Source organism: Acinetobacter sp. Leaf130 (assembly GCF_001423205.1).
Taxonomy (GTDB): Bacteria; Pseudomonadota; Gammaproteobacteria; order Pseudomonadales; family Moraxellaceae; genus Acinetobacter; species Acinetobacter calcoaceticus.
This window is the reverse complement of the sequence record NZ_LMOE01000007.1, coordinates 224,250-245,922: the sequence shown is the minus strand read 5'-3', so window position 1 is coordinate 245,922 and position 21,673 is coordinate 224,250. Positions and strand designations below refer to the sequence as shown.

Here is a 21,673-nt window from a genome sequence, read left to right as displayed (position 1 = left end):
ACAAACATACTTCCTCTCCCGAGGTGGTGAAATTGGTAGACGCGGCGGACTCAAAATCCGCTGTCAGAGATGACGTGTCGGTTCGAGTCCGACCCTCGGGACCATATTCAGAATCGTAAGATTCTACGAAAACCCCTATGCTAACGGCTTAGGGGTTTTTTAATGCCATTAGCTTTGGTTTTTTGTTATTTAGCTTAATTGCTTATAGATAAGATAGTGTTTTAATCTATTAAAATGTTATAAAAACAGAAAATCATCGATATTAAATTAATAAGAGTTTAGGAATGTATATTACAAAAGTTTTAAGTTATAACGGGGCTTGGGAAAAGTTAATAACTAAATATAAGTCCGAATTTCATGAAATAGAGTTTATTTTTAATATTAATGATGAAATTTTCTTTCCTGAAGAATCTGAAGAATCTGAAGAATCTGAAGAATCTGAAGAATCTGAAGAATCTGAAGAATCTGAAGAAAAACTATTAAATTATATGTTGTCGAGTTCGAATTTTAATGAAAAATTTGAGTTGAATGGCTGGAGTAAATTTTCTTTTAACAAATTAGATGAAGATAAAACATTTAATTTTTTACTTGAAAAAAATAACTTAATAGTTGATTTCGGTTTTGGTATGGGGCTTTCAAAGTCTTTTTTAGAATATATTTTTAAAATATTGAAAACAAACCAGAAAGTATTAATTCTGGATGAAAAATTACCAATTCGAGTATGTTTAGATAAAGAATTTCATGAAAAATATATTAATTTTAGTGAAACTAGTTCTTGGGAAGCTTATTTAGAGGAATCTAATAATGTTTTACCAATTCCTATAGAAATTCCTTTTTTAATTTTGGGTTTAAGCTTTGACTTTAGCGAGATACAGGTAATAGAACTAGAAAGCTCGAAAGAAAAAATTATGATTGAGAGATCTATTGAATTTAAGCCTGAACATTATCAGGCTGGGCTAGGAATACTCAATTACTTTGGAACTGTGATGCGGAAAAAGTATCCCGAACAGAATGCTAAAGTCCGTATTGAACAAGAAGATAATACTGTCCGCTTGGTTGTTGAATCTGCTAATGGCGATAAGGAAATTATAGAACGTGCGTTTGATGAGTTTGGACTTGTGATTCATAGAGATATACAGCCTGAAAATTTTTATGATAACTATCTAGATATTGCTGAATTAAAAACTAAATTAGGAACTTTTGAGACAGAGTTAAAATTTCAACATCAGCTTATAGAAATGAAAGAACATAGAATTATTGAGCTAAAAAAAGATAAAGAATTTTTAGAAAATATTATTGGGAAGGCATTAGTTCGTCCGAACTCACCTATATATATTAATAATCAATTGCATAACTCACAATCTACTGTTATCAATCATAAAGTTGAATTCATTAAATCTAATGATGAGCTTGAAGAATTGATTGATCTTACTAATAGTGAAGTTTTAAAAAATAAACTAGCAATGATTCAGAACGCGTTAGAAATTAATAGAAATTCAGATAAACCAGAAGATGTTAAAGATTCAAATGGTATGAAAAAATTAGCAAAGTTTTTAAAAGATACTAATGAAGTGGGTTCTGAAGCAAATAATCTGGCTCAAAAAGGAGGAAAAGCTTTAGAGTTGATCAAAAGTTTAGGAAGACGTTATAACAGTATTGCTGAGTGGTGTGGGATGCCTATTATTCCGAGTATGTTAGTGAGGGAATAAAATCACATGGAAAATTTAAAAGATTGGATACCAATATTTGCAGGTATTGCTGCTGTTGTAGGGCTCTTTTATAAAAGAGAAGAAGTTTTATCTTTAAAGCATAAAGATTTCTCTACTCGTTTAGATGCTACCATCCGTTTTTTCAATGAATTTTATGAAAAGAAAGAAGATAAAAATAAATTAGTATTAGATCGTGCCGCACAAGATGTAGTCAAATCTGAGTTGATAGACTTTAAGTTTTTATGTTATTTAATTAAATTGGATGAAAAATTTTTAATAAAATTAGATGACCTTATTCATCATTACAAGATTGGAAAAGAATTTATTATTTACTCACCAGATATTGCAGAAGTAGACTCCAATAGTTTTAATCTTAAATTGAAAAAAAATAGATCTGTAAAAACTCAGAATATATTTTTTAACTTACAGTATTTTTTATTTGCATCTATAGTTTCTATTCCTTTTCTAATTTCGCCTTGGTTTTCTAGTTTTTTATTGTCTAAAAATACACCTTTTATATTTATTATATGTACTATTATTATAGGAGTTGCTAGCTTCATGGCAGCAGCTGTTGCTTTGATGCAAGCATCAAGTTTGTCTCATGCAGATAAATTTATGCAAAAAATAAAAAAAGCTGATCAGATGATTAACTTATAAATAAAATTTTACGAGATGGGATCTTGTATCTAATTTTTTAGGAAAAGGAAGCATAGAAACGTTCTATTTTCAATGAAATTATTTTATATCTAAAAATTAGGAAATAGACGTTTATTTAGATTCGAGTTGATGCACATTTGAACTAGCTCAAAAGATGAGCTTACTCAAATTAAAAAAAGAGCATCATTAAAGTCGAATTAAGATAGATCCTAAGCCCTCTACAAATAATATTTTTTGAACATATTTTTGCGAGTATTCTGAACTCGCATTTCTAACATCTTACAACTCTCCACCTTCAAACATTTGTTGTATTTTCCTCAAACATACCCACTTTGTGTATCTAAAAACCTTTAATTGAAACTTCACATTTCTATTTTGAAAAGAAAGTTGCTCTTTTAATGTACTGTGTTAAAGTTTGTAGTAGATCATAATGATTATAAGTACATTTTTTTTAAGAGCGGTTCCGACCAAAAACGACAAAATCTGTGAGGCGGGCAATGACATTCCAACATTTAGAACTAAACCAGATTGAGCAGTTAAGTGCTTGTAGAATATCGCTTTTGCTTGGATTAAATGCCGAGCAGAACTATATCGAGCAATTTTTCCGGTTTAGTCTTCGTCTTTTGAAGTGTAAAAAAGCCTTATTGACTTTTAATCAAGAACCTTACTTTTGGCATCGTTGCCCAGATGGTATGACCGCCATTTCGTTTAAACCTTCAAAACATTTAAAACAGTGCTTTGCTAAACAACAGGTGATTAATCACTTACATCCTTCCTATCAAAATTTAACCAACTATTTAAAAGAATTAAATATTGAGTGTAGTAGGGCATTGGCCGTACATCTTTTACATCCTGATAAAACCTCTATGGGCTTCGCCGTTTTTTTTGATGACGATGCAGCAACATTTGAAGATGAAGACATCCAGTTATTGCTCGATTACTGTTCTACTTTTATGCAACAGGTCGAGTTGAAGTTTAACTATGAAGAGTTAAACGAACTCTATGAGCAACAAGTCGCGATTAATTCAAGTAAAACAAAATTCTTTTCAATCATTTCACATGATCTCCGAGCGCCATTTCATGGTCTGCTAGGTTTTTCAGAAGTACTCGCCAAAGAGCGTGAAACTTTAGATGAATCGAGCATTCAAAACATTGCAGACTATCTATATGACACTTCTCAATCGACCTATAACTTGCTCGAAAGCTTACTGACATGGGCGATGGCTGAGGGTGGGCGTTTTGTTTATCACCCGATTAACTTTAACCTTAGACAAGTCAGTAATATCGTTTTTGATGTTTTATATACCTTAGCTTTAAAGAAAAATATTGAATTGGTGAATGCTGTACCAGAAGATTTAAAAATCTATGCCGATATCAATATGATGACGTCGGTAATTCAAAACTTGGTGTCAAATGCGCTGAAATTTACAGATGTTGATGGTTCGGGCAAAGTTTTTATTGAAGCCAAACAAACTGGCGAAAATATTGAAATAACAGTGCGAGACACTGGTCTAGGCATGACCAAGCAACAAATGGCGAATTTGTTCCATCCACGTATTACTGCCAGCTTTAAAGGTACCGCAGGTGAAAAAGGTGCGGGTTTAGGTTTGAGCTTGTGTAAACGTTTTGTCGAGATTAATCAGGGGAAAATTAATGTCAGTTCCAAAGAGGGTGTTGGAACCACATTTAAAGTTTTATTACCTTCGGCTCAAGACAGTCATGATCCTCATATCGAATATCAATCATCATCGGAAGCAAAATTAGTCTAATCCCTTTTCCTACCACTACTCGAACTGCTATAACTAAAAAGAGAGTACGAGGAAAAGAGCTTTTTATATGAATGCGGAGCAGTTACAAAAAACATTGCGTGCTAGTCAGTATGCAGAACAAGTTTTAGGCCTGCATCAGGCTGTTTTAGAACAAGATTATCAAATAGATCAATTTACTGCACCGCTCTCAACTGATCAAATTTATCAATTTGTACAAACCACATTAGATGGAATTGGTGACGAAACATCTTGGATGCGCGCACTTCGTATTTTGCGTGGTCGTTTAATGTTTCGCTGGATCTGGCAAGATGCCAATCAGCTTACCGATGTTGTCACACTTACTCGTGAACTTTCTGATTTTGCCGATGCCAGCATTTGTGCGGCAAAGGCTTTTGCACGTGTAGCACTCGTAGCGAAACACGGTGAACCTGTGGGTTACTCTGGCAAAGTTCAAGATTTGATTGTAGTTGCGATGGGTAAGCTCGGTGCACAAGAGCTTAATCTCTCGAGTGATATTGATCTAATTTTTGCCTTTGATGAACAAGGCGAAACCAATGGTCGTAAATGCATTGATGTACAGCAGTTCTGTATTTTATGGGGACAAAAACTCATTTATTTGCTTGAGCACATTACCGCAGATGGTTTTGTGTTTCGAGTAGACATGCGCTTGCGTCCTTGGGGGGATGGCTCGGCATTGGCGATTAGTCATGCAGCTTTGGAAAAATATTTAAGTCAGCATGGTCGTGAATGGGAACGCTATGCATGGATCAAGGCACGTGTTGTAACTGGAGATAAAGAAGGGCAAGACTTGTTAGAAATGACACGTCCTTTTGTTTTCCGTCGTTATGTCGATTACACCGCCTTTGCTGCCATGCGTGATATGAAAGCCATGATTGAGCGTGAAGTTCTGCGCCGTCATATTGAAGATGATATTAAACTCGGCGCGGGTGGTATTCGCGAAATTGAGTTTATTGTGCAGGTGTTCCAGCTTATTTATGGCGGGTCTAAACGTGAGTTACAAGACCGCCAATGTTTAGTCAGCCTTGAGCACATTGGCGAAGCAGGTTTGTTAGAAAGACAAGCCGTTTTAGAATTAGAAGATTCCTACCTGTTTTTGCGCCGTGTTGAACATGCAATTCAAGCCCTCAACGATCAGCAAACTCAGCTATTGCCAGAAGAAATTGACCTAAGACAACGCATTATAGATACCTTGGGTTTTGCGAGTTGGGATGAATTTATTGATGTTTTAAACGAGAAACGCCAGAAAGTAAAAGTTCAATTTAAGCAATTGATTGAAGATACAAGTTCAAATGCAGCGACTGAAAACTTTGGACAGTTAGAGCAGCAGTTAGATGAAGTGCTGGATGACAATGCGAAAAATCTGATTCATGAATTCTGGCACGGTCATGCACTCAAAAAATTACCTTCAAATGCTGTCCAGCGTTTAAAAACATTCTGGCCTCATTTAATTGAAGTGATCTTACAGTCAGAACAACCTCAAACTGCACTTTTGCGCTTAATGCCGCTGATTGAATCAGTCATGCGCCGAACCGTGTACTTAGTGATGTTGATTGAAAGTAAAGGCGCATTGCAACGCTTAGTTAAAATGGCAACCGTAAGTCCGTGGATTTGTGAAGAGCTAACACAATATCCAGTACTGCTTGATGAGTTTTTATCGATGGACTTTGAGTTGCCAAAACGCAAGGACTTAGAAGATTCTTTACGCCAGCAGTTGCTTCGCATTGAAATTGATCAGGTTGAAGACCAAATGCGAGCACTTCGCCTGTTTAAAAAGAGTAATGTACTTACTGTCGCTGCAAGCGATGTGCTGGCTGAAAGCCCGTTAATGAAAGTATCCGATGCGTTAACCGATATTGCTGAAGTGAGTGTAAACGCAACGCTTAATTTAGCTTATCAGACCGTAGCAAAGCGTCATGGTTATCCATGTGATGTCGATGGAAAGCGCTGCTCACTCGACTACAAAGCCTTTGCTGTTATTGGTTATGGCAAAGTTGGTGGCATTGAGCTAGGTTATGGCTCCGATTTAGATCTTGTCTTTATTCATTATCTAGATGAGCAAGCCGATACGGATGGAACGAAGTCTATTACTGGCTTTGAGTTTGCGATGCGTGTCGCTCAAAAGTTTATGTCACTCATGACCACTCAAACCCTTGATGGCCGTGTCTATGAAATTGATACACGCTTAAGACCTTCAGGTGAAGCAGGTTTATTGGTGACAAGTCTTAAGGCCTACGAACACTATCAGTTGAAAAGTGCATGGCTTTGGGAGCATCAGGCACTCGTTCGAGCACGTTCTATTGCTGGCGATGAGGTGCTTTGCCAGAAATTTGAAATATTTCGCCGTGAGATATTGACTCAATCTAGAGATGAGGCTTATGTTCGTGAAGAAGTGTTGAAAATGCGTCAGAAAATGAAAGACCACCTAGGTTCGTCTTCTGAACAAAAAAAACATGGTATTTTTCATTTAAAACAGGACGCAGGTGGTATCGTCGATATCGAATTTATGGCACAGTATGCTGTACTTGCATGGAGCGGGACGAAACCCGATCTCGCCCATTATTCTGATAATGTAAGAATATTAGAAGATGCTGCTAAAGCAGACTGCTTATCCAGTGAAGATGCCACAGCATTAATTCGAGCCTATCTTAGTGAACGTGCCGAAAGCCACCGTTTAGCCCTTGCAAATCAATCCATGCAAGTAAGCGCAGCGGACTGGCGTAGTACCCGTGCGGTCGTTTGCAATTTATGGCAAAGATTAATAGACCCAACCGCCTCGGTTGAGTTGGATAGTGAATGATTTTATAACAATTTGGAGTGTTCCATGAATTTGGCTGATCGTGATGGTTTTATTTGGCAAGATGGAAAATTAATTGATTGGCGTGATGCAAAGATTCACGTTTTAACCCATACATTACACTACAGTATGGGCGTATTTGAGGGTGTTCGTGCTTATGAAACGCCTAAAGGTACTGCCATTTTCCGTCTTCAAGACCACACAAAACGTTTGTTAAATTCAGCAAAAATTTATCAAATGAAAGTGCCGTATGATCAAGCCACGCTTGAACAAGCACAAATCGATGTTGTTCGTGAAAATAAATTAGCTTCTTGCTATTTACGTCCGCTTATTTGGATCGGTTCAGAAAAACTTGGTATTGCAGCAACAAATAACACCATTCATGCTGCAGTTGCAGCATGGGCATGGGGCGCATACCTTGGTGATGAAGCAATGGCGAATGGTATTCGCGTTAAAACTTCATCGTTTACTCACCATCATCCAAACGTGACCATGTGTAAAGCAAAAGCATCTGGTAACTATACGTTGTCAATTCTTGCTCACCAAGAAGTTGCACATTCTGGTTACGATGAAGCTATGTTAATGGACCCACAAGGTTATGTATGCCAAGGTTCAGGTGAAAACGTATTCTTGATTAAAGATGGCGTTTTACATACTCCAGATATCGCTGGTGGTGCGCTTGATGGTATTACACGCCAAACTGTCATGACGATTGCGAGAGATCTTGGTTATCAAGTTGTTGAGCGTCGTATTACACGTGATGAATTCTACATTGCAGACGAAGCATTCTTCACAGGTACTGCTGCGGAAGTAACACCAATTCGTGAATACGATGACCGTCCAATTGGTGCAGGTGGCCGTGGCCCAATTACTACTGAAATTCAAAAGACTTACTTTGATGCAGTTCAAGGTAGAAATCCGAAATATGAACACTGGTTAACTTACGTAAAATAAGTTAATCCGTTAACATAAAAAGGCGAACTTTGGTTTCGCCTTTTTATTTTTGGCTTATGGAGCTTTTATGCATATTGTCTATGTCTCTGATGGTAAGGCAGGACATCGCTCACAAGCATTAGGCTTGTTTCAGGCGATGCAAAGACAACGGGCAGATACAACTTTTGAAGAAATCCTCATTTCTGATTTACCTATTATTTCTTTAATTCAGGTACTTTTCTCTTCAAAAAACTCCTTATTTCAACAAGCCCCCGATTTTATATTTGGAGTGGGCAGTCACACTCATTTTCGGGTCTGGTTACTCGGTAAAATTTTTAGAAAAGCTAAAACTATTATTTTAATGAAGCCTAACTTACCTGTGGTTTGTTTTGATTATGCTGTTATTCCAGAACATGATGGCATTCATGCCGATAGCCATGTGATTGTCACGCGTGGTGCACTCAATCCAATTCGTAATGAAAACCGCCATCAAGCAGCCAGAGTTTTAATCGCTTTAGGCGGCTCATCTAAACGACATCAATGGAACCAAGATAAAGTATTAAGCAGTGTTCAAAAAATTGTTGAGAATAATCCAGACGCTGAAATTATTCTGACGACTTCACGCCGCACGCCAGCAGGATTTGTTGATATTTTAAGACAGCAAAGCTTCGCCGAGCATTTGCAAATATTTCCGGTTGAGCAAACACCTCAAGGCTGGATTTTTGAAGAAATGCAAAAAGCAGAAGCTGTTTGGGTGACAGAAGATAGCGTATCTATGATATTTGAGGCGCTTACTGCGGGTTGTCGAGTAGGGGTAATGGCGATGGACCGTTTGAAAGACGACCGCATTACCTACTCAGTTGATCAAATGTTAGAATCAAAGTTAATTTCACAGCAGACTTGTGTTGTACAGTTACCACAACCTTATGCTTTTAAAGAAGCAGACCGTGTGGCAACATATCTTTTAGCGAAAAATTAAATTTTTTATTTTGAGTAAATAAATGAAAATATTGCATATTGCGAATTTTGGCTTTAATAAACAAGGCGCCCATTTTTACTGCACAGACCGTAAAATTTCTGCCGGATTAATTGAAAATGGCCATTTCGTTTATGACTTTAGTTTTCGTGACATGGCTCGCATGGGAACCATTTTTAAAACAAAAAAACTGGGTGCCAGTTGGGCCAATAAAGAAGTACTAAAGGTCGTTAATAATATTGAACCTGATCTGGTACTCATCGGGCATAGTGATTTAATGAGTCCGGATGTCCTTAGACAGATTAAAGAATCTTATCCAAATACTAAAATTGCATTTTGGTATGTTGACCCACTTTATCTCGAAAGCAAACTCGATTTCGTAAAAGCATTTTCGCCTTATCTAGATGCTATTTTCTGCACAACAGGTGGCGAATATCTACAAAAATTAAAGCAGCCTCATTTAAGCGTCGCCTATTTGCCAAATGTTGGTCACCGTAATGTAGAAACGCTACAACAATTTTCAAATGCTAACACAGACAAGACTTTTATTTTCTGTGGCGTGGTTTATAAAGAACCTGAACGTGAGAAGTTCTTAAAAGATTTGGCAGATGCATTGAAACAAGGCCATGTGAACTATCAATATTATGGTTGCTTTGAACAGCCGGGTGTTTACGGTAAAGGTTATTATAAAGTTCTGTCTGAGACAAAAATGGGACTCAATTACTCACGCCGTAATGATGTAACCTTGTATAGTTCTGACCGTATTGTACAACTGACTGGTAATGGTTTACTCACCTTTAGCCCAAGAATTCCTGGCTTTGAAAAATTATACACTGAGCAGGAAGTGGTTTACTTTGATGATCAGTTCGACTTGGCCAAAAAGATACAATTCTTTGATCAGAATCCAGAGCAAGCTGAAAAAATAGCGAAAGAGGGGTGGGAGAAAACACGCAAATCTTTCAATGCTAAGCGTATCACCCAATTTATGGTTGAAGTGACATTTAAGCAGCCCCTTTCAGAAAATTATGAATGGTCACATGAGGTGTATGCATGATGTGGTTTTTGTACGTTGCGGTAGGCCTGCTAGCACTTGCTGCACTGTTATATGTGCTGGGTAATTATACATTTTGGCTTCCGTTTCGTTCGAGTAAACTACCACGTATTGTCATGCTGCATCAGGTGACCCCTAAAGATGCGGCTTCTGGCATGAATATGCCTCCTGAAAAGTTTGAACAACTCTTACAGTTGTTGACGCGTAAAAAAGCTACTTTTTGCTTTGTCTCTGAGCTTGAACAATATCGTGGCCAAAAGAACGTTGTTGCTTTAAGTTTTGACGATGGCTTTATGGATAATTATCTATATGCCTATCCATTACTTAAAAAATATAATGCAAAGGCAACCATTTATTTGGCGACCCAAATTGAAGGAATTGAAAAGCTGACTCATGAGCAAATCCATGAAATGGCAAGTTCTGGTTTGATTGAATTTGGTGCGCACACGCAACACCATGTGAACTTACTTAAGCTTGATGATCAAACCGCTTATGATGAAATGCTTCAATCTAAAAAAGATGTTGAAGCACTAGTTGGAAAATGTCCTAGCTTTGCCTATCCATTTGGTCGATTTAACGAAAAGCACCAGAAAATGGCGCAAGAGATTGGCTTTAAAAACGCTGTATCAACTCGTAAAAAAATCGAAGCGTACGAAGCAATTAATCAATTTAATATTCCACGTGTCAGCACGCATGGTGCCATGAATGCTTTACAGATGCGTATCGCCCTTGCTAAAGGACGTTATAAGTTATGAATAAAATTCCATGTAGTATCTATATTGTTACTTTAAATTGTGGTGCTTGGTTAGAGCGAACTTTACAAAGTGTCAGTGAGTTTGATGAAGTCATTATTTTAGACTCTGGCAGTACTGATAATACTTATGAAATTGCACAGCGCTTTGAAAATACGCAAATTTCTCACCAAGACTGGCAAGGTTATGCTGGGCAAAAAAGTTTGGCTTTAGCAAAATGCCGAAATGATTGGGTACTCAATTTAGATGGTGATGAAGTCTTATCTAAGGAGTTAAAACAAGAAATTGTTGAAACGATCCAACACAATAAGCTTGATGCATTAATCACACCCATTAATGATGTGTTCTTAGGTGTTCCGAACAGTAAACATACTAAAAAGCATGCAAAGGTGCGTTTTTTTCGCAAGTCTAAAGGGCATTATGACCTTGCCAATAAAGTCCATGAAAATGTGATTGTGGATGGTGAATCTCAGCGCGCTCAACATGATATTTATCATTATGGCGAGTCGAGCATTTTCGTGAAAGTCGAAAAAAATAACCAATATTCCAATTTAAAAGCATTAGAGAAATTCCAAAAAGGAAAGTCTCCAAGCGTTGCAAAATTGGTTTTGGTGATGCCAGTGACTTTTATGAAGTCTTATTTCATTCGCCGTAGTTTCTTAAATGGTTGGCGTGGTTTCGTAAATAGTATGATTAACGCATTTTATGCATTTCTAAAAGAAGCCAAACTATTTGAACAGACTCTGAATAAAGATAAAAATAAGTAGGCAAGCTATGAAAATTGTTCAGGTATTGGCAACGAGTGGCGGAATTGGTGGCTTAGAGCAGCACACTTTTAACCTTGTTAATGAGCTTGCTTTGAACCATGAAGTGCACGTGATTGCACATCCTTGCTATGTAGACAAGTTTAGCCAACAGGTACATTTTCATGCTGTTGATTTTGCACGTAGCCGCTGGAATATTTTTTTACTCTGGCAACTTAAAAATCTGATCCAGCAAATTCAACCTGCTATTGTTCATGCACAAGCAGGAAAGGCGGCTGAGCTGATTGCCCGAATTAAGCCATTTTTAGTTGGCCCAAAATTTGTAACGACGGTACATGGTACCAAAAAGAATAAATCTGCCTATTTAGCAGGTGAGGCCGTTATTGCGGTGAGCCAAGCACTCACACAAGGGATTCCTGAGTCGAAAGCACACGTAGTTTATAATGGAGTTTATCCTCAACCTGCTCTTACAGTTGAAAATAAAGAAAAATTACTTCAATCGATTCAAAAAGATTTTGCTGAGTTAGACCCTAGCAAAAAAGTTGTCATGTGTATTGGACGTCTAGAACCAGTAAAAAATATCAGTTTACTGATTGAGTCGATGCAACATATCGATGCCAATTTATGGATTGTAGGCGATGGTTCACTTAGAGCAAGTTTAGAGAAACAAGTCAGTGAATTAAACATGCAAAATCGGGTTGCTTTTCTCGGCTTTAGAACTGATGCTCGAGATTTGGTTCAGTTGGCAGATGTTGTAGTTTTATCTTCTGACCGTGAAGGTTTTCCGCTCGTAATGGTCGAGGCTTTACAGGCTGATAAAGCTATGGCTTCAACTAAAGTGAATGGTGTGATCGAGTGGCTGCCAGAACAATATCTAGCAGAAATTGGAGATGCAGAAGGCTTAGCAAGCGCAATTCAAGCTGCACTTAAGCCAGATGCACAAAATGACTTTAGCCCTCTATATGAAAAAGCCAAGGCTGAACTGACTGTACCAGCCATGGCTGAGCAGACGCTTCATATTTATAAGCAGTTGTTAAAAACTTAATTATTTTTTGGCGTAAGGCGGATGGCATCAAGTACCACGAAGTTATCTTCGACATTAATGGTATGGCAACCGTCATCTTCCTGATTCCAGTCTGGTAAAACCACTTCTAGTAATTTTTCTTCATAGGCTGTTGAGCTAAGCTGAGTAATCGCTTTTAATTCGATATTGCCGCCATAACGTTTTAAAGAATCTTGGCTTGGTCGAACCAGTTGTCCTTTATAAATAAAAGGTTTGCCTGCCATACGAAACTGCTGACTGCCTCGACACACTGGATTCATTGGGTGCTCTTGCCATTCAGGATTCAAAATATCTTCAGTAAAGAATAGATCTAAACGGTCACCAAACTTCTTACAATCACGACGCGTTGAAGTAAAAAGATACCATAAGCCTTCATGATAAAAAGGTGTGCTGTCGACTGCTTCGATATTCTCGATCAGATTAGAATGCTTTTCCCATTTCAGTGGAAACTCAGCACATTTCCAAAGCTCAATGGTTTTATTAGCCGAAGTCTCAGGAATCATGTACCAAGTGTCTTCTACTTTAAATACACAAGGATAAGAAAGGTGGTAATCGAGTTTTAAGATTGTCTCAGGCGGTGTGTAGGTGCCATCCTTAAAGACTTCCAAGACAGAAAGAAAGCCTACTGGATGTTCGTCATCAACTTCTTCAAAAAAAATAAAATGACGGCCATTTTCATAAGCATAAAAGCTATCTGCAAATGTAAACTTTTTAGGGGAATGGATCTCAAAGAGTGAATCTAATTGCTCAAGTGTTGTAAAAGGTTGTTCTAACCAGCCGAAACGCATATACCAATGAGAGTCAAAAGATTTTGCTTTTTTTGCTTGTTGGTATTTGTACCATTTTTTTTGAAGACTGCGAGTGATTAACATCTAAGTACCTGCTAGCTGCCCGTTTTATGTGATTGTGTAGAATTTAGGAAAAATGCTAATCGAATAATTTTTTTGAAAATGAATAGAGATATAATTCGAGAAATTAAATCATTTTTCATTTTGTTAAAGTTCTTTTTAAAACGATTTGGTTTTTTCATGTACGTTTTTCTATCTGATGCAATATGACTTTGCATCTCATCATCATGTTCAAAGCAATAATAAAAGGGCGTTGAAACATCGCCTGCTAATAGATACTTCCAGTCATCAATATAAGTCAATTTCTGAATTTGCTTGCAAACAAAATTTTTGGCTGTTTCTGTAGTTAAAGAATAAGCATATGTTGCAGTATATAGGTCTTTGGGCCCAGTCATATTGAAGTAAAGTTCATCATTACTTATATAACCTCTTATACGTCGTCTAGAAGGTTCAGAGTGTCCTCCTAAGAATGCGAATGAAGGATTGGTTTCTAATAGAGAATGCAGCTTCTGCTGTATATGTTTAGTTTGAAAAATCACATCATCTTCAATGATAATAATACGGTCATATGCTTGATAATCACCTTGAGCTAGGCGTTGCCAAATAATCATATGACTTAACCAGCAGCCTAGTTCACTTGGCCCTAGTTCATGATCACATAAGCCAGCAAATTGACGACTTAAATTTAGAAAAGTTAAATATTCTTGAGGAAGTTTTTTTCCATAAATAGCGTTGAAAAATTCAAAGTCAATTTTTATATCAGGAATAATCGATTGTAAATCTTGATGTTGCTGTTTGATTTTTTCTTGACGTTCATTACTTCCTTGCAAAGAGACGCATAGAATAAGAATCTTTTTCATGTTTCAACTAACTTGATACAATACATTCTAGATATTCTATCTTGCTATGCTCATTGTTGATAGCCTTGCGATATCATAGAAAACTCTCATTTAGGCAACAATCTGAGTAACATTTTAGATTTTGCATATCCTTTCTATCCATTTCTGGCTTAACTAGAAAAAGGAATAATTTATTTCATTATGATTAAAGTTCTTATCTCATTTGGTACGCGTCCTGAAGCTATTAAAATGGCGCCTGTGATCCAGTGTTTGAAGAAAGACGATAGATTCGATGTTAAAGTATTAGTGACAGCTCAACATCGAGAGATGCTTGACCAAGTATTAGAGGTTTTTAAAATAACCCCTGATTTTGATTTAAATTTAATGAAAGCTAATCAGAGTTTAAATCAACTTTCTGCAAATATTTTACAGAATATGGATAGTATTTATCAGAATTTCAGGCCACATATATTACTAGTTCATGGTGATACACTATCTGCATTTGTGGTAGCGCAATCCGCATTTTATAATCAAATTGATGTTGGTCATGTTGAGGCAGGGTTAAGAACTTATAATTTAAAGTCACCTTGGCCTGAAGAGGGCAATAGACAGTTAATTTCTAAAATTTCTAACTTACATTTTGCTCCAACTGAGTTGGCTGCTGAGTGCTTAAAAAAAGAAAATATTCAATTAAATAGTATATACATTACTGGAAATACCGTAGTGGATGCATTATTGAGTGTTTCTGATCAAGTTTTACCATTACCTGTAAAATATGATGGGAGTAAGTTCAATCTAGATAAAAAAATAAAAAAAATTCTGATTACAGGGCATAGGCGTGAAAATTTTGGTCAAGGTTTTATTGATATTTGTCAAGCCATAAAAGATTTGGCATTAAAATATCCCACAGTTGAGTTTATTTATCCTGTTCATTTAAATCCTAATGTGAAAGATATTGTTTTTAGATATCTAAGTGATATTAAAAATATTATTTTATTACCACCTCAGTCTTATTTGGAATTCATTAATTTAATGAAACATAGTTACCTGATTTTGACTGACTCTGGAGGGATTCAAGAAGAGGCTCCAAGTCTGGGCGTGCCAATTCTGGTAATGCGTGATACTACCGAAAGACAAGAGGCGATTCAGGCAGGAACAGTCAAGTTGGTGGGAACTGAAACTAATTCAATAATATTCTGGGTGGAAAAATTATTGGAAAATAGTGAGCTGTATCATCAAATGGCTACCGCTAGTAATCCTTATGGAGATGGTACAGCTAGTGTTAAAATAAAACAAATTCTGTTAGATAAATATAGTTATACAATATAAATTACTTCAATTTATATTGTATAAAATAGCGAATAAGTTTAAATAAATCTTTAATTTTGATATGAGTAGCGAGAGTTTTTAGAAAATCTTTACTATGAGTAATATTTTCTAAAGATTCTAACTGTTCATTGAAATATATCTCTGAAGCATTTTCTTTATAGCTTTTAATTTTATCAGGTAGCCAAGATCCATAAAAATGATGGGTAGCAAAGTTTTTAGGTAAGTCTAGGCAAAAGTGCGTTGATGGATATACATGAATTGTATTTATAGAGTCATTCCCGACTTGCAGGGTATTGTTCATTGGATCAATAAAAAACTTTTCTCTTAACATTTCTGATACTGAAAATGTATTAGTATTTTCTTTAATTGTATAAATCCGATGTTCATAATATTCTAAGATGGTTTTTGTTAGGCTATGATTTGGTATTGCTCCCCAAACAGCAGTAAAAGGTGAACCTTTACCTTCAAAACCTGTAAAAGCCTCGTGCTCTAGAAAAATATCTAGATTTTCTTTTAGTTCTACATCTGTATCTAAATATATTCCGCCAAAATTGTGTAAAGCATACGCTCTAACATAGTCAGAAACATAAGCATATTTTTTTTCATTATAGGCAGATAAGGTAAAAGGATGACTTTTTATATCAAAAGATTCCTCATTCCATAATTTTATTTCGTAATCAGGGCAAAATAATTTCCATGACTCCATGTATTTAAGAAGCTGCTCAGGAATTTTATTAGGACCAAACCAGCAATAATGTATTATGCGCGGAATCATATATAATCTTTTTCGTATTTCAAATTAATGTTTATAAATAAAAACTGTATCTATTTATACAATTTTTATTTATCTGCATTTCCTTTTAAAACCATATAAATCAGTGCAACAAAAATAAGCAATGCACCTGCCAAGCTACTTACGCAGAAATAAAGAATACGTTGATTGGTAGTGATATTAAATAATTCATTTGCAAGGATATAGCGCATGAAAAACCATTGTGCGAGAGAGAATACAATCACGACTAAAGCATGTCGACGTACATTAGGGCGCATAGCCATAAAGTGGACCTTTAAATTAAAAGCAGCCTATTATGCCACTGACCTGCTTATTCTCAAAGCATAGCTTATTTAAGTAAAGTATATAATTGATATTAATCAATTAAAAACCCTGCATAAGCAGGGTTTTTAATTTGAAAATCTAAAAATTATTTAGTTTCTTCAGCTTTTGGCTTTTCACGTAAGCGGATGCCCAAGTCACGAAGCTGATTTGCTTCAACAGGAGCAGGTGCTTGAGTAAGTGGACATTCAGCAGTCTTAGTTTTAGGGAATGCAATAACGTCACGAATTGAAGTCGCGCCAGTCATTAACATCACTAAACGGTCAAGACCAAATGCCAAACCACCGTGAGGAGGAGCACCGTAACGAAGCGCATTTAATAAGAAGCTGAATTTCTCTTCTGCTTCTTCATCAGAAATACCAAGCGCTTCAAAAATCGCTTTTTGCATTTCTAATGTATAAATACGAAGTGAACCACCACCAACTTCAGTACCGTTCAATACCATGTCGTAAGCAACAGAAAGTGCTTCACCTGGATTGCTCTTCACTTCTTCTACGCTTGATTTTGGTAGCGTGAATGGATGGTGAACAGAAGTCCATTTGCCATCGTCAGTTTCTTCAAACATTGGGAAGTCAACAACCCAAAGTGGAGCCCACTCACAAGTTGAAAGATTCAAATCATGGCCAATCTTCACACGAAGAGCACCCATTGCATCATTTACAACTTTAGCTTTATCTGCACCGAAGAATACGATATCGCCATCTTGCGCACCAACACGTGCCAACAATTCAAGTACGATCGGTTCAATGAATTTCACGATTGGAGATTGAAGACCTTCAATTCCTTTAGCGAGTTCATTAACTTTAATGTAAGCCAAACCTTTTGCACCATAGATGCCAACGAATTTGGTGTATTCATCGATTGCACTACGTGGCAATGACGCTGCACCTGGAACACGTAAAGCAACAATACGACCTTTAGGATCTTTTGCAGGACCCGCAAATACTTTGAACTCTACTTCTTGCATTAAGTCTGCAACATCGACGAGTTTCAACGGAATACGCATGTCAGGTTTGTCTGATGCATAGTCACGCATTGCATCTGCATACGTCATACGTTGGAATTTATCGAATTTAACGCCAAGAAGTTCATCGAACATCTTCACAGTAAGGACTTCCATTAAGTCCATAATGTCATCGTCACTCATGAACGATGTTTCAACGTCGATTTGAGTAAATTCTGGTTGACGATCAGCACGTAAGTCTTCGTCACGGAAACATTTCGCGATTTGGTAGTAACGATCAATACCACCCACCATCAACAATTGTTTGAATAATTGTGGTGATTGTGGAAGTGCATAGAAACTGCCATTTTGTACACGACTTGGTACTAAGTAGTCACGCGCACCTTCAGGTGTTGCACGTGTCAAAATAGGTGTTTCAACGTCCAAGAAACCATTATCTTCGAAATAATTACGAATAAGATTGGTTAATTTAGAACGGAAGCGTAAACGATCCAACATTTCAGGACGACGAATATCTAAGAAACGATATTTCAAACGAATTTCTTCAGAAATATTGGTATTTTCATCATTTAACGGGAATGGAGGTGTTTCTGAAGCGGCAAGAACTTCGATGTCTTTACCTAAAACTTCAATTTGACCACTCACCATATTGGCATTTTCAGTACCTTCATAACGGCGACGAACACGACCTGTAATTTTTAATACATATTCAGAACGTGCTTTATCTGCAGTTGCAAATGCTTCTGGAGTATCTGGGTCAATAACTACTTGAACGAGACCATCACGGTCACGCATATCAAGGAAAATAACACCGCCATGGTCACGGCGACGATGTACCCAACCGCATAGTGTAACGGTTTGGTCGATTTGGGCTTCAGTTAAAGAGCCACAGTAATGAGTTCGCATCATAATGAAGATTATCCAAACTATATTGGCTGAAAAGACGGATGCGTAAACCGCGCACCGTCAAAAAAAATAAGTTTTCGATTATGCCTTGTTGCATGGTTTGTCACAAGAAGTAGATCAAAAAACCGCAGAAATTAACCTGAAAATGAGCAATTTGGCAGCAAGTTTCCTGATTCATCCCATTCTTTGTTGCCGATCTAAAAACAAGAATAATAAGCATCCTAAGCTAAAGGTGCTTAACCAGCCCTGCATAAACTCATTAATCGAACGGCCTGTAAAATAATAGGTATCAGCATGCCAAACCTCATGAGGAATGTAGCGAGCATAATCCCAAAAAGAAAATAAGCCCAAGAGCGTAGATAGAATAAATAAAGACCATGCAAAAATTTTAATTTTTCTACTTACTTTCCAATGCTGTTTATAGCGCTGGTAATAGTGAAGGCACATCCAAGCGAGAAAAGGTAAAGCAAGAGCAGAAGAGCCTAGTTGCAAAAGACGATGTAATGGATATGGACGTCCAAAAAGATGAACTGTTGTCGCTAATACATCTTTAAATACAAAGGTCCGAAAGTCTGCATGCGTTAAACCATCCCAAATCAGATGAGTCGCTATGCCGATGATGAGTGCAAATATGATTCCAATAAAAAATATAGAAATACGTTTTAAAGAATTGAGCGCAAGATCATGTTGCACACCAAAAAAACGGTAAATCACTGGGCGGTAAAGAAAATACCAAACAGCACAAAACAGCAAGCCTAATGCAAGATTGGGATAGATCAGGCCTTTCCATTGGTGCGTCAGCATGTTGGAATGAACTGTAAATAAGCGGTAAAGATCGGGTGTCATACTCCCAATGGCTAAAGCAGCAATCGGTAAAGTATTTTGGCTAAGCTTAGATAAGGGAGGAGCTATAACGGCATGAGAGATGGTAAAAGGCATTAGAAATCAAAAATTACTCACATCATTTAGTTGACCAGTCTAACGAATCGTCTAATTAAAAATGTTTTTTATTGCAAAACAAATGAAATGTTATAGTATAACAAAAATAAAACATATCGTGATTCGGGACACATCCAATGCAGTTTTATAAAAATATTTTGACCTTATCCATTTTAGCTGTCATATCCGTTCCTTCGTTTGCAGCAGAAAGTGAAAATGTTGAAAAGTTAGAAACCATTCGAATTAAGGCTCATCCACTTGAGCAAACCTCACAAGATTTTGCTGTTGCAGATACTGTCGTTGACCAAAAGCATCTGTCGCAAGGCGCTGCGACCATTGGGGATGCACTTAGTAGTGAAGTCGGAATTTACGCGAATCAGTTTGGGGCTGGTTCGAGTCGACCAGTCATCCGTGGACAAGATGGTCCACGCGTTAAAGTGCTTCAAAATTCATCAGAGAATATTGATGTCTCAACCTTATCTCCTGATCATGCGGTAACTGTAGATCCTGTTCTTGCAAAACAAGTCGAAGTGATTCGAGGCCCTTCTACATTACTATTTGGTGCGGGAACTGTCGGTGGTTTAGTCAACGTTATTGATAACAAGATCCCTACGCAAATGCCTGAAAACGGTTATGAAGGACAAGTTGGCTTACGTTATAACACTGGAAGTGATGAAAAACTGGCGAGTGCTGGAGTAACTGTTGGCTTGGGCAGTCAAGTGGCTTTACGTGTTGAGGGCTTAACACGTGATGCGAATAACTACATTGCCCCAAATTATATTCATGAAGGTGAAAAAGAGCGTCGTGTAGATAATACTTTTGCTCAGGGTGATTCAGTTAACGTCGGGTTGTCTTGGATTTATGACCGTGGTTATACCGGCATTTCTTATAGCAACCGTCGAGACCAATATGGTTTGCCTGGGCATAGCCATGAATATGAAAGTTGTAGTGCTCATCTAACGGGAATACCGCATTTACATTGTGGCGATCATGAGCATGAAGATGGTGAAGAAGCTCATGATCATGGAAATGAAGAACACGAGCACGAACATGGTGGTCCATGGATTGATTTAAAATCTGAGCGTTATGATCTTAAAACCGAGTTAAATGATCCATTTGCAGGCTTTCAAAAGTTACGCGCACAAGCAAGCTATACCGACTATCAGCATGATGAAATTGAAGAAGGAGCAATTGCTACCCGATTCCAAAACAAAGGCTATGACGGCCGTATCGAGTTAGTACATAACCCTATTGCTGATTGGGAAGGGGTCATTGGCGCGCAGTTAGGCCAGCAAAAATTAGATTTAACTGGCGAAGAAGCTTTTATGGCTCCGACCACTACCAAAAAGTGGAGCGTATTTGCCTTAGAACATAAACAATGGAAAGACGTACATTTTGAGCTTTCTGCACGTGCAGATCAGCAAGAAATTGATGTAGACGATAACTCAAAACAAGATTTTGATGGTTCTGCCTTTTCTTATGCTGGTGCTGCGAACTGGGAGTTTGCGCCAAACTATAAACTTTCTTTTGTAGCTTCACATCAAGAACGTTTACCTTTAGCTCAAGAGTTATATGCAAATGGTGGGCATTTTGCGACGAATACTTATGAGTTAGGGAACGATCAGCTCAGTAAGGAAAAATCGAATAACGTTGAGTTAGGTTTGCATTTTGATAATGACAAACTTGATTACCATCTTCATGTTTACCATAACTGGTTTGATGACTACATCTATGCGCAGACCCTTGACCGTTATAAAGACTTCCGTTTAGTTCAATACACCCAAGATAAAGCACGTTTCTATGGTGCAGAGGGTGAAATTGGTTATCAAATTACCCCAATGTACAAGATCAGTGCTTTTGGTGACTATGTACGCGGTAAAATTGATGCAGAAGGTAATGCTCCGCGTATTCCAGCTGGACGTTTAGGGACTAAAGTCGATGCAGACTTCGGTGATGGTTTTAGTGGTTCTGCCGAGTATTATCATGTCTTTAACCAAGACAAAATTGCTGCCTACGAGACCGAAACCGAAGGCTATAACATGCTAAATCTTGGTGTGGCATATTCTGGGCAATATGGTGCAAAAACAGATTATCGCGTCTATATGAAAGCGAATAACTTGTTAGATGACACCGTTTATCAACATGCTTCGTTCTTATCCAATATTCCACAAGTTGGACGCAATTTTACAGTAGGTGTTGATTTTAAATTTTAAGGGTTTAACACGAAACTAAACTTGAAAAATCA

18 protein-coding genes and 1 tRNA gene are annotated in these 21,673 nt (G+C 37.3%); 13 read left to right on the top strand and 6 right to left on the bottom strand.

The features are described 5' to 3' along the window. The first annotated feature begins 17 nt into the window (after nucleotides 1-17). The 11 genes from ASF86_RS15880 (at nucleotide 18) to ASF86_RS15830 (ending at nucleotide 12,471) form a co-directional block, all read left to right on the top strand. Nucleotides 18-104: transfer RNA gene (locus tag ASF86_RS15880), tRNA-Leu, on the top strand. A 180-nt stretch (nucleotides 105-284) separates the two neighbouring features. Beyond that, complete coding sequence (locus ASF86_RS15875) at nucleotides 285-1,709, top strand: hypothetical protein (RefSeq protein WP_056483555.1); 1,425 nt, start codon at nucleotides 285-287, stop codon at nucleotides 1,707-1,709. 6 nt (nucleotides 1,710-1,715) lie between these two features. Further along, nucleotides 1,716-2,366 (top strand): hypothetical protein, encoded by a 651-nt coding sequence (locus ASF86_RS15870; protein WP_056483552.1) that lies wholly within the window; start codon nucleotides 1,716-1,718, stop codon nucleotides 2,364-2,366. A gap of 497 nt (nucleotides 2,367-2,863) precedes the next feature. Next, complete coding sequence (locus tag ASF86_RS15865) at nucleotides 2,864-4,135, top strand: sensor histidine kinase (protein ID WP_017389863.1); 1,272 nt, start codon at nucleotides 2,864-2,866, stop codon at nucleotides 4,133-4,135. A 67-nt stretch (nucleotides 4,136-4,202) separates the two neighbouring features. Next, nucleotides 4,203-6,953 carry a bifunctional [glutamate--ammonia ligase]-adenylyl-L-tyrosine phosphorylase/[glutamate--ammonia-ligase] adenylyltransferase gene (gene glnE / locus ASF86_RS15860; protein WP_056483549.1) on the top strand — a complete coding sequence of 917 codons (2,751 nt, stop codon included), beginning with the start codon at nucleotides 4,203-4,205 and terminating at the stop codon, nucleotides 6,951-6,953. Between the two features lie 24 nt (nucleotides 6,954-6,977). Then, nucleotides 6,978-7,904, top strand: coding sequence for a branched-chain amino acid transaminase (locus tag ASF86_RS15855; protein WP_035358556.1), 927 nt, complete (start codon nucleotides 6,978-6,980; stop codon nucleotides 7,902-7,904). 67 nt (nucleotides 7,905-7,971) lie between these two features. Further along, the gene (locus ASF86_RS15850; RefSeq protein WP_056483546.1) at nucleotides 7,972-8,862 is read left to right on the top strand and encodes a mitochondrial fission ELM1 family protein; all 891 of its coding nucleotides are present in this window, start codon (nucleotides 7,972-7,974) and stop codon (nucleotides 8,860-8,862) included. A 22-nt stretch (nucleotides 8,863-8,884) separates the two neighbouring features. Continuing rightward, entirely contained in the window at nucleotides 8,885-9,913 is a 1,029-nt protein-coding gene (locus ASF86_RS15845; RefSeq protein ID WP_056483543.1) for a glycosyltransferase, read from the top strand. Continuing rightward, the gene (locus tag ASF86_RS15840; RefSeq protein ID WP_056483540.1) at nucleotides 9,910-10,665 is read left to right on the top strand and encodes a polysaccharide deacetylase family protein; all 756 of its coding nucleotides are present in this window, start codon (nucleotides 9,910-9,912) and stop codon (nucleotides 10,663-10,665) included. The genes ASF86_RS15845 and ASF86_RS15840 overlap by 4 nt, the downstream gene beginning before the upstream one ends. Beyond that, nucleotides 10,662-11,429 carry a glycosyltransferase family 2 protein gene (locus ASF86_RS15835; RefSeq protein ID WP_056483537.1) on the top strand — a complete coding sequence of 256 codons (768 nt, stop codon included), beginning with the start codon at nucleotides 10,662-10,664 and terminating at the stop codon, nucleotides 11,427-11,429. Before ASF86_RS15840 ends, ASF86_RS15835 begins: the two co-directional genes overlap by 4 nt. Before the next feature lie 7 nt (nucleotides 11,430-11,436). Beyond that, nucleotides 11,437-12,471, top strand: coding sequence for a glycosyltransferase (locus ASF86_RS15830; protein WP_056483534.1), 1,035 nt, complete (start codon nucleotides 11,437-11,439; stop codon nucleotides 12,469-12,471). Here ASF86_RS15830 and ASF86_RS15825 read toward each other — a convergent pair. Both ASF86_RS15825 and ASF86_RS15820 read right to left on the bottom strand, forming a co-directional pair. Beyond that, nucleotides 12,468-13,361: a hypothetical protein gene (locus ASF86_RS15825; protein WP_056483531.1), complete on the bottom strand. Its 894-nt coding sequence runs from the start codon at nucleotides 13,359-13,361 to the stop codon at nucleotides 12,468-12,470. The two genes, ASF86_RS15830 and ASF86_RS15825, sit on opposite strands and share 4 nt — an antisense overlap. 11 nt (nucleotides 13,362-13,372) lie before the next feature. Continuing rightward, complete coding sequence (locus tag ASF86_RS15820; RefSeq protein WP_056483528.1) at nucleotides 13,373-14,197, bottom strand: glycosyltransferase family 25 protein; 825 nt, start codon at nucleotides 14,195-14,197, stop codon at nucleotides 13,373-13,375. A 180-nt stretch (nucleotides 14,198-14,377) separates the two neighbouring features. On the opposite strand from ASF86_RS15820, the gene wecB reads away from it, so the two are divergent. Next, a complete protein-coding gene (wecB, locus tag ASF86_RS15815; RefSeq protein ID WP_056483525.1) occupies nucleotides 14,378-15,505 on the top strand; it encodes a non-hydrolyzing UDP-N-acetylglucosamine 2-epimerase in 1,128 nt (375 codons plus the stop codon). Between the two features lies 1 nt (nucleotide 15,506). Here wecB and ASF86_RS15810 read toward each other — a convergent pair whose 3' ends face one another. From ASF86_RS15810 to ASF86_RS15795, 4 genes are all read right to left on the bottom strand, one after another. After that, nucleotides 15,507-16,280 (bottom strand): glycosyltransferase family 32 protein, encoded by a 774-nt coding sequence (locus ASF86_RS15810; RefSeq protein ID WP_056483523.1) that lies wholly within the window; start codon nucleotides 16,278-16,280, stop codon nucleotides 15,507-15,509. Between the two features lie 65 nt (nucleotides 16,281-16,345). Continuing rightward, complete coding sequence (locus ASF86_RS15805; protein WP_056483520.1) at nucleotides 16,346-16,561, bottom strand: hypothetical protein; 216 nt, start codon at nucleotides 16,559-16,561, stop codon at nucleotides 16,346-16,348. Nucleotides 16,562-16,707: 146 nt separating this feature from the next. Further along, complete coding sequence (aspS, locus tag ASF86_RS15800; RefSeq protein WP_005036159.1) at nucleotides 16,708-18,492, bottom strand: aspartate--tRNA ligase; 1,785 nt, start codon at nucleotides 18,490-18,492, stop codon at nucleotides 16,708-16,710. Between the two features lie 171 nt (nucleotides 18,493-18,663). Continuing rightward, on the bottom strand, nucleotides 18,664-19,428 hold the full coding sequence (locus tag ASF86_RS15795; protein ID WP_045125957.1) for a DUF4184 family protein: 765 nt from the start codon (nucleotides 19,426-19,428) through the stop codon (nucleotides 18,664-18,666). A gap of 137 nt (nucleotides 19,429-19,565) precedes the next feature. Between ASF86_RS15795 and znuD the strand changes: the two genes are divergently transcribed. After that, nucleotides 19,566-21,641, top strand: a complete 2,076-nt coding sequence (gene znuD, locus ASF86_RS15790) for a zinc piracy TonB-dependent receptor ZnuD (RefSeq protein ID WP_056483516.1) — start codon at nucleotides 19,566-19,568, stop codon at nucleotides 21,639-21,641. Nucleotides 21,642-21,673 lie beyond the last annotated feature (32 nt).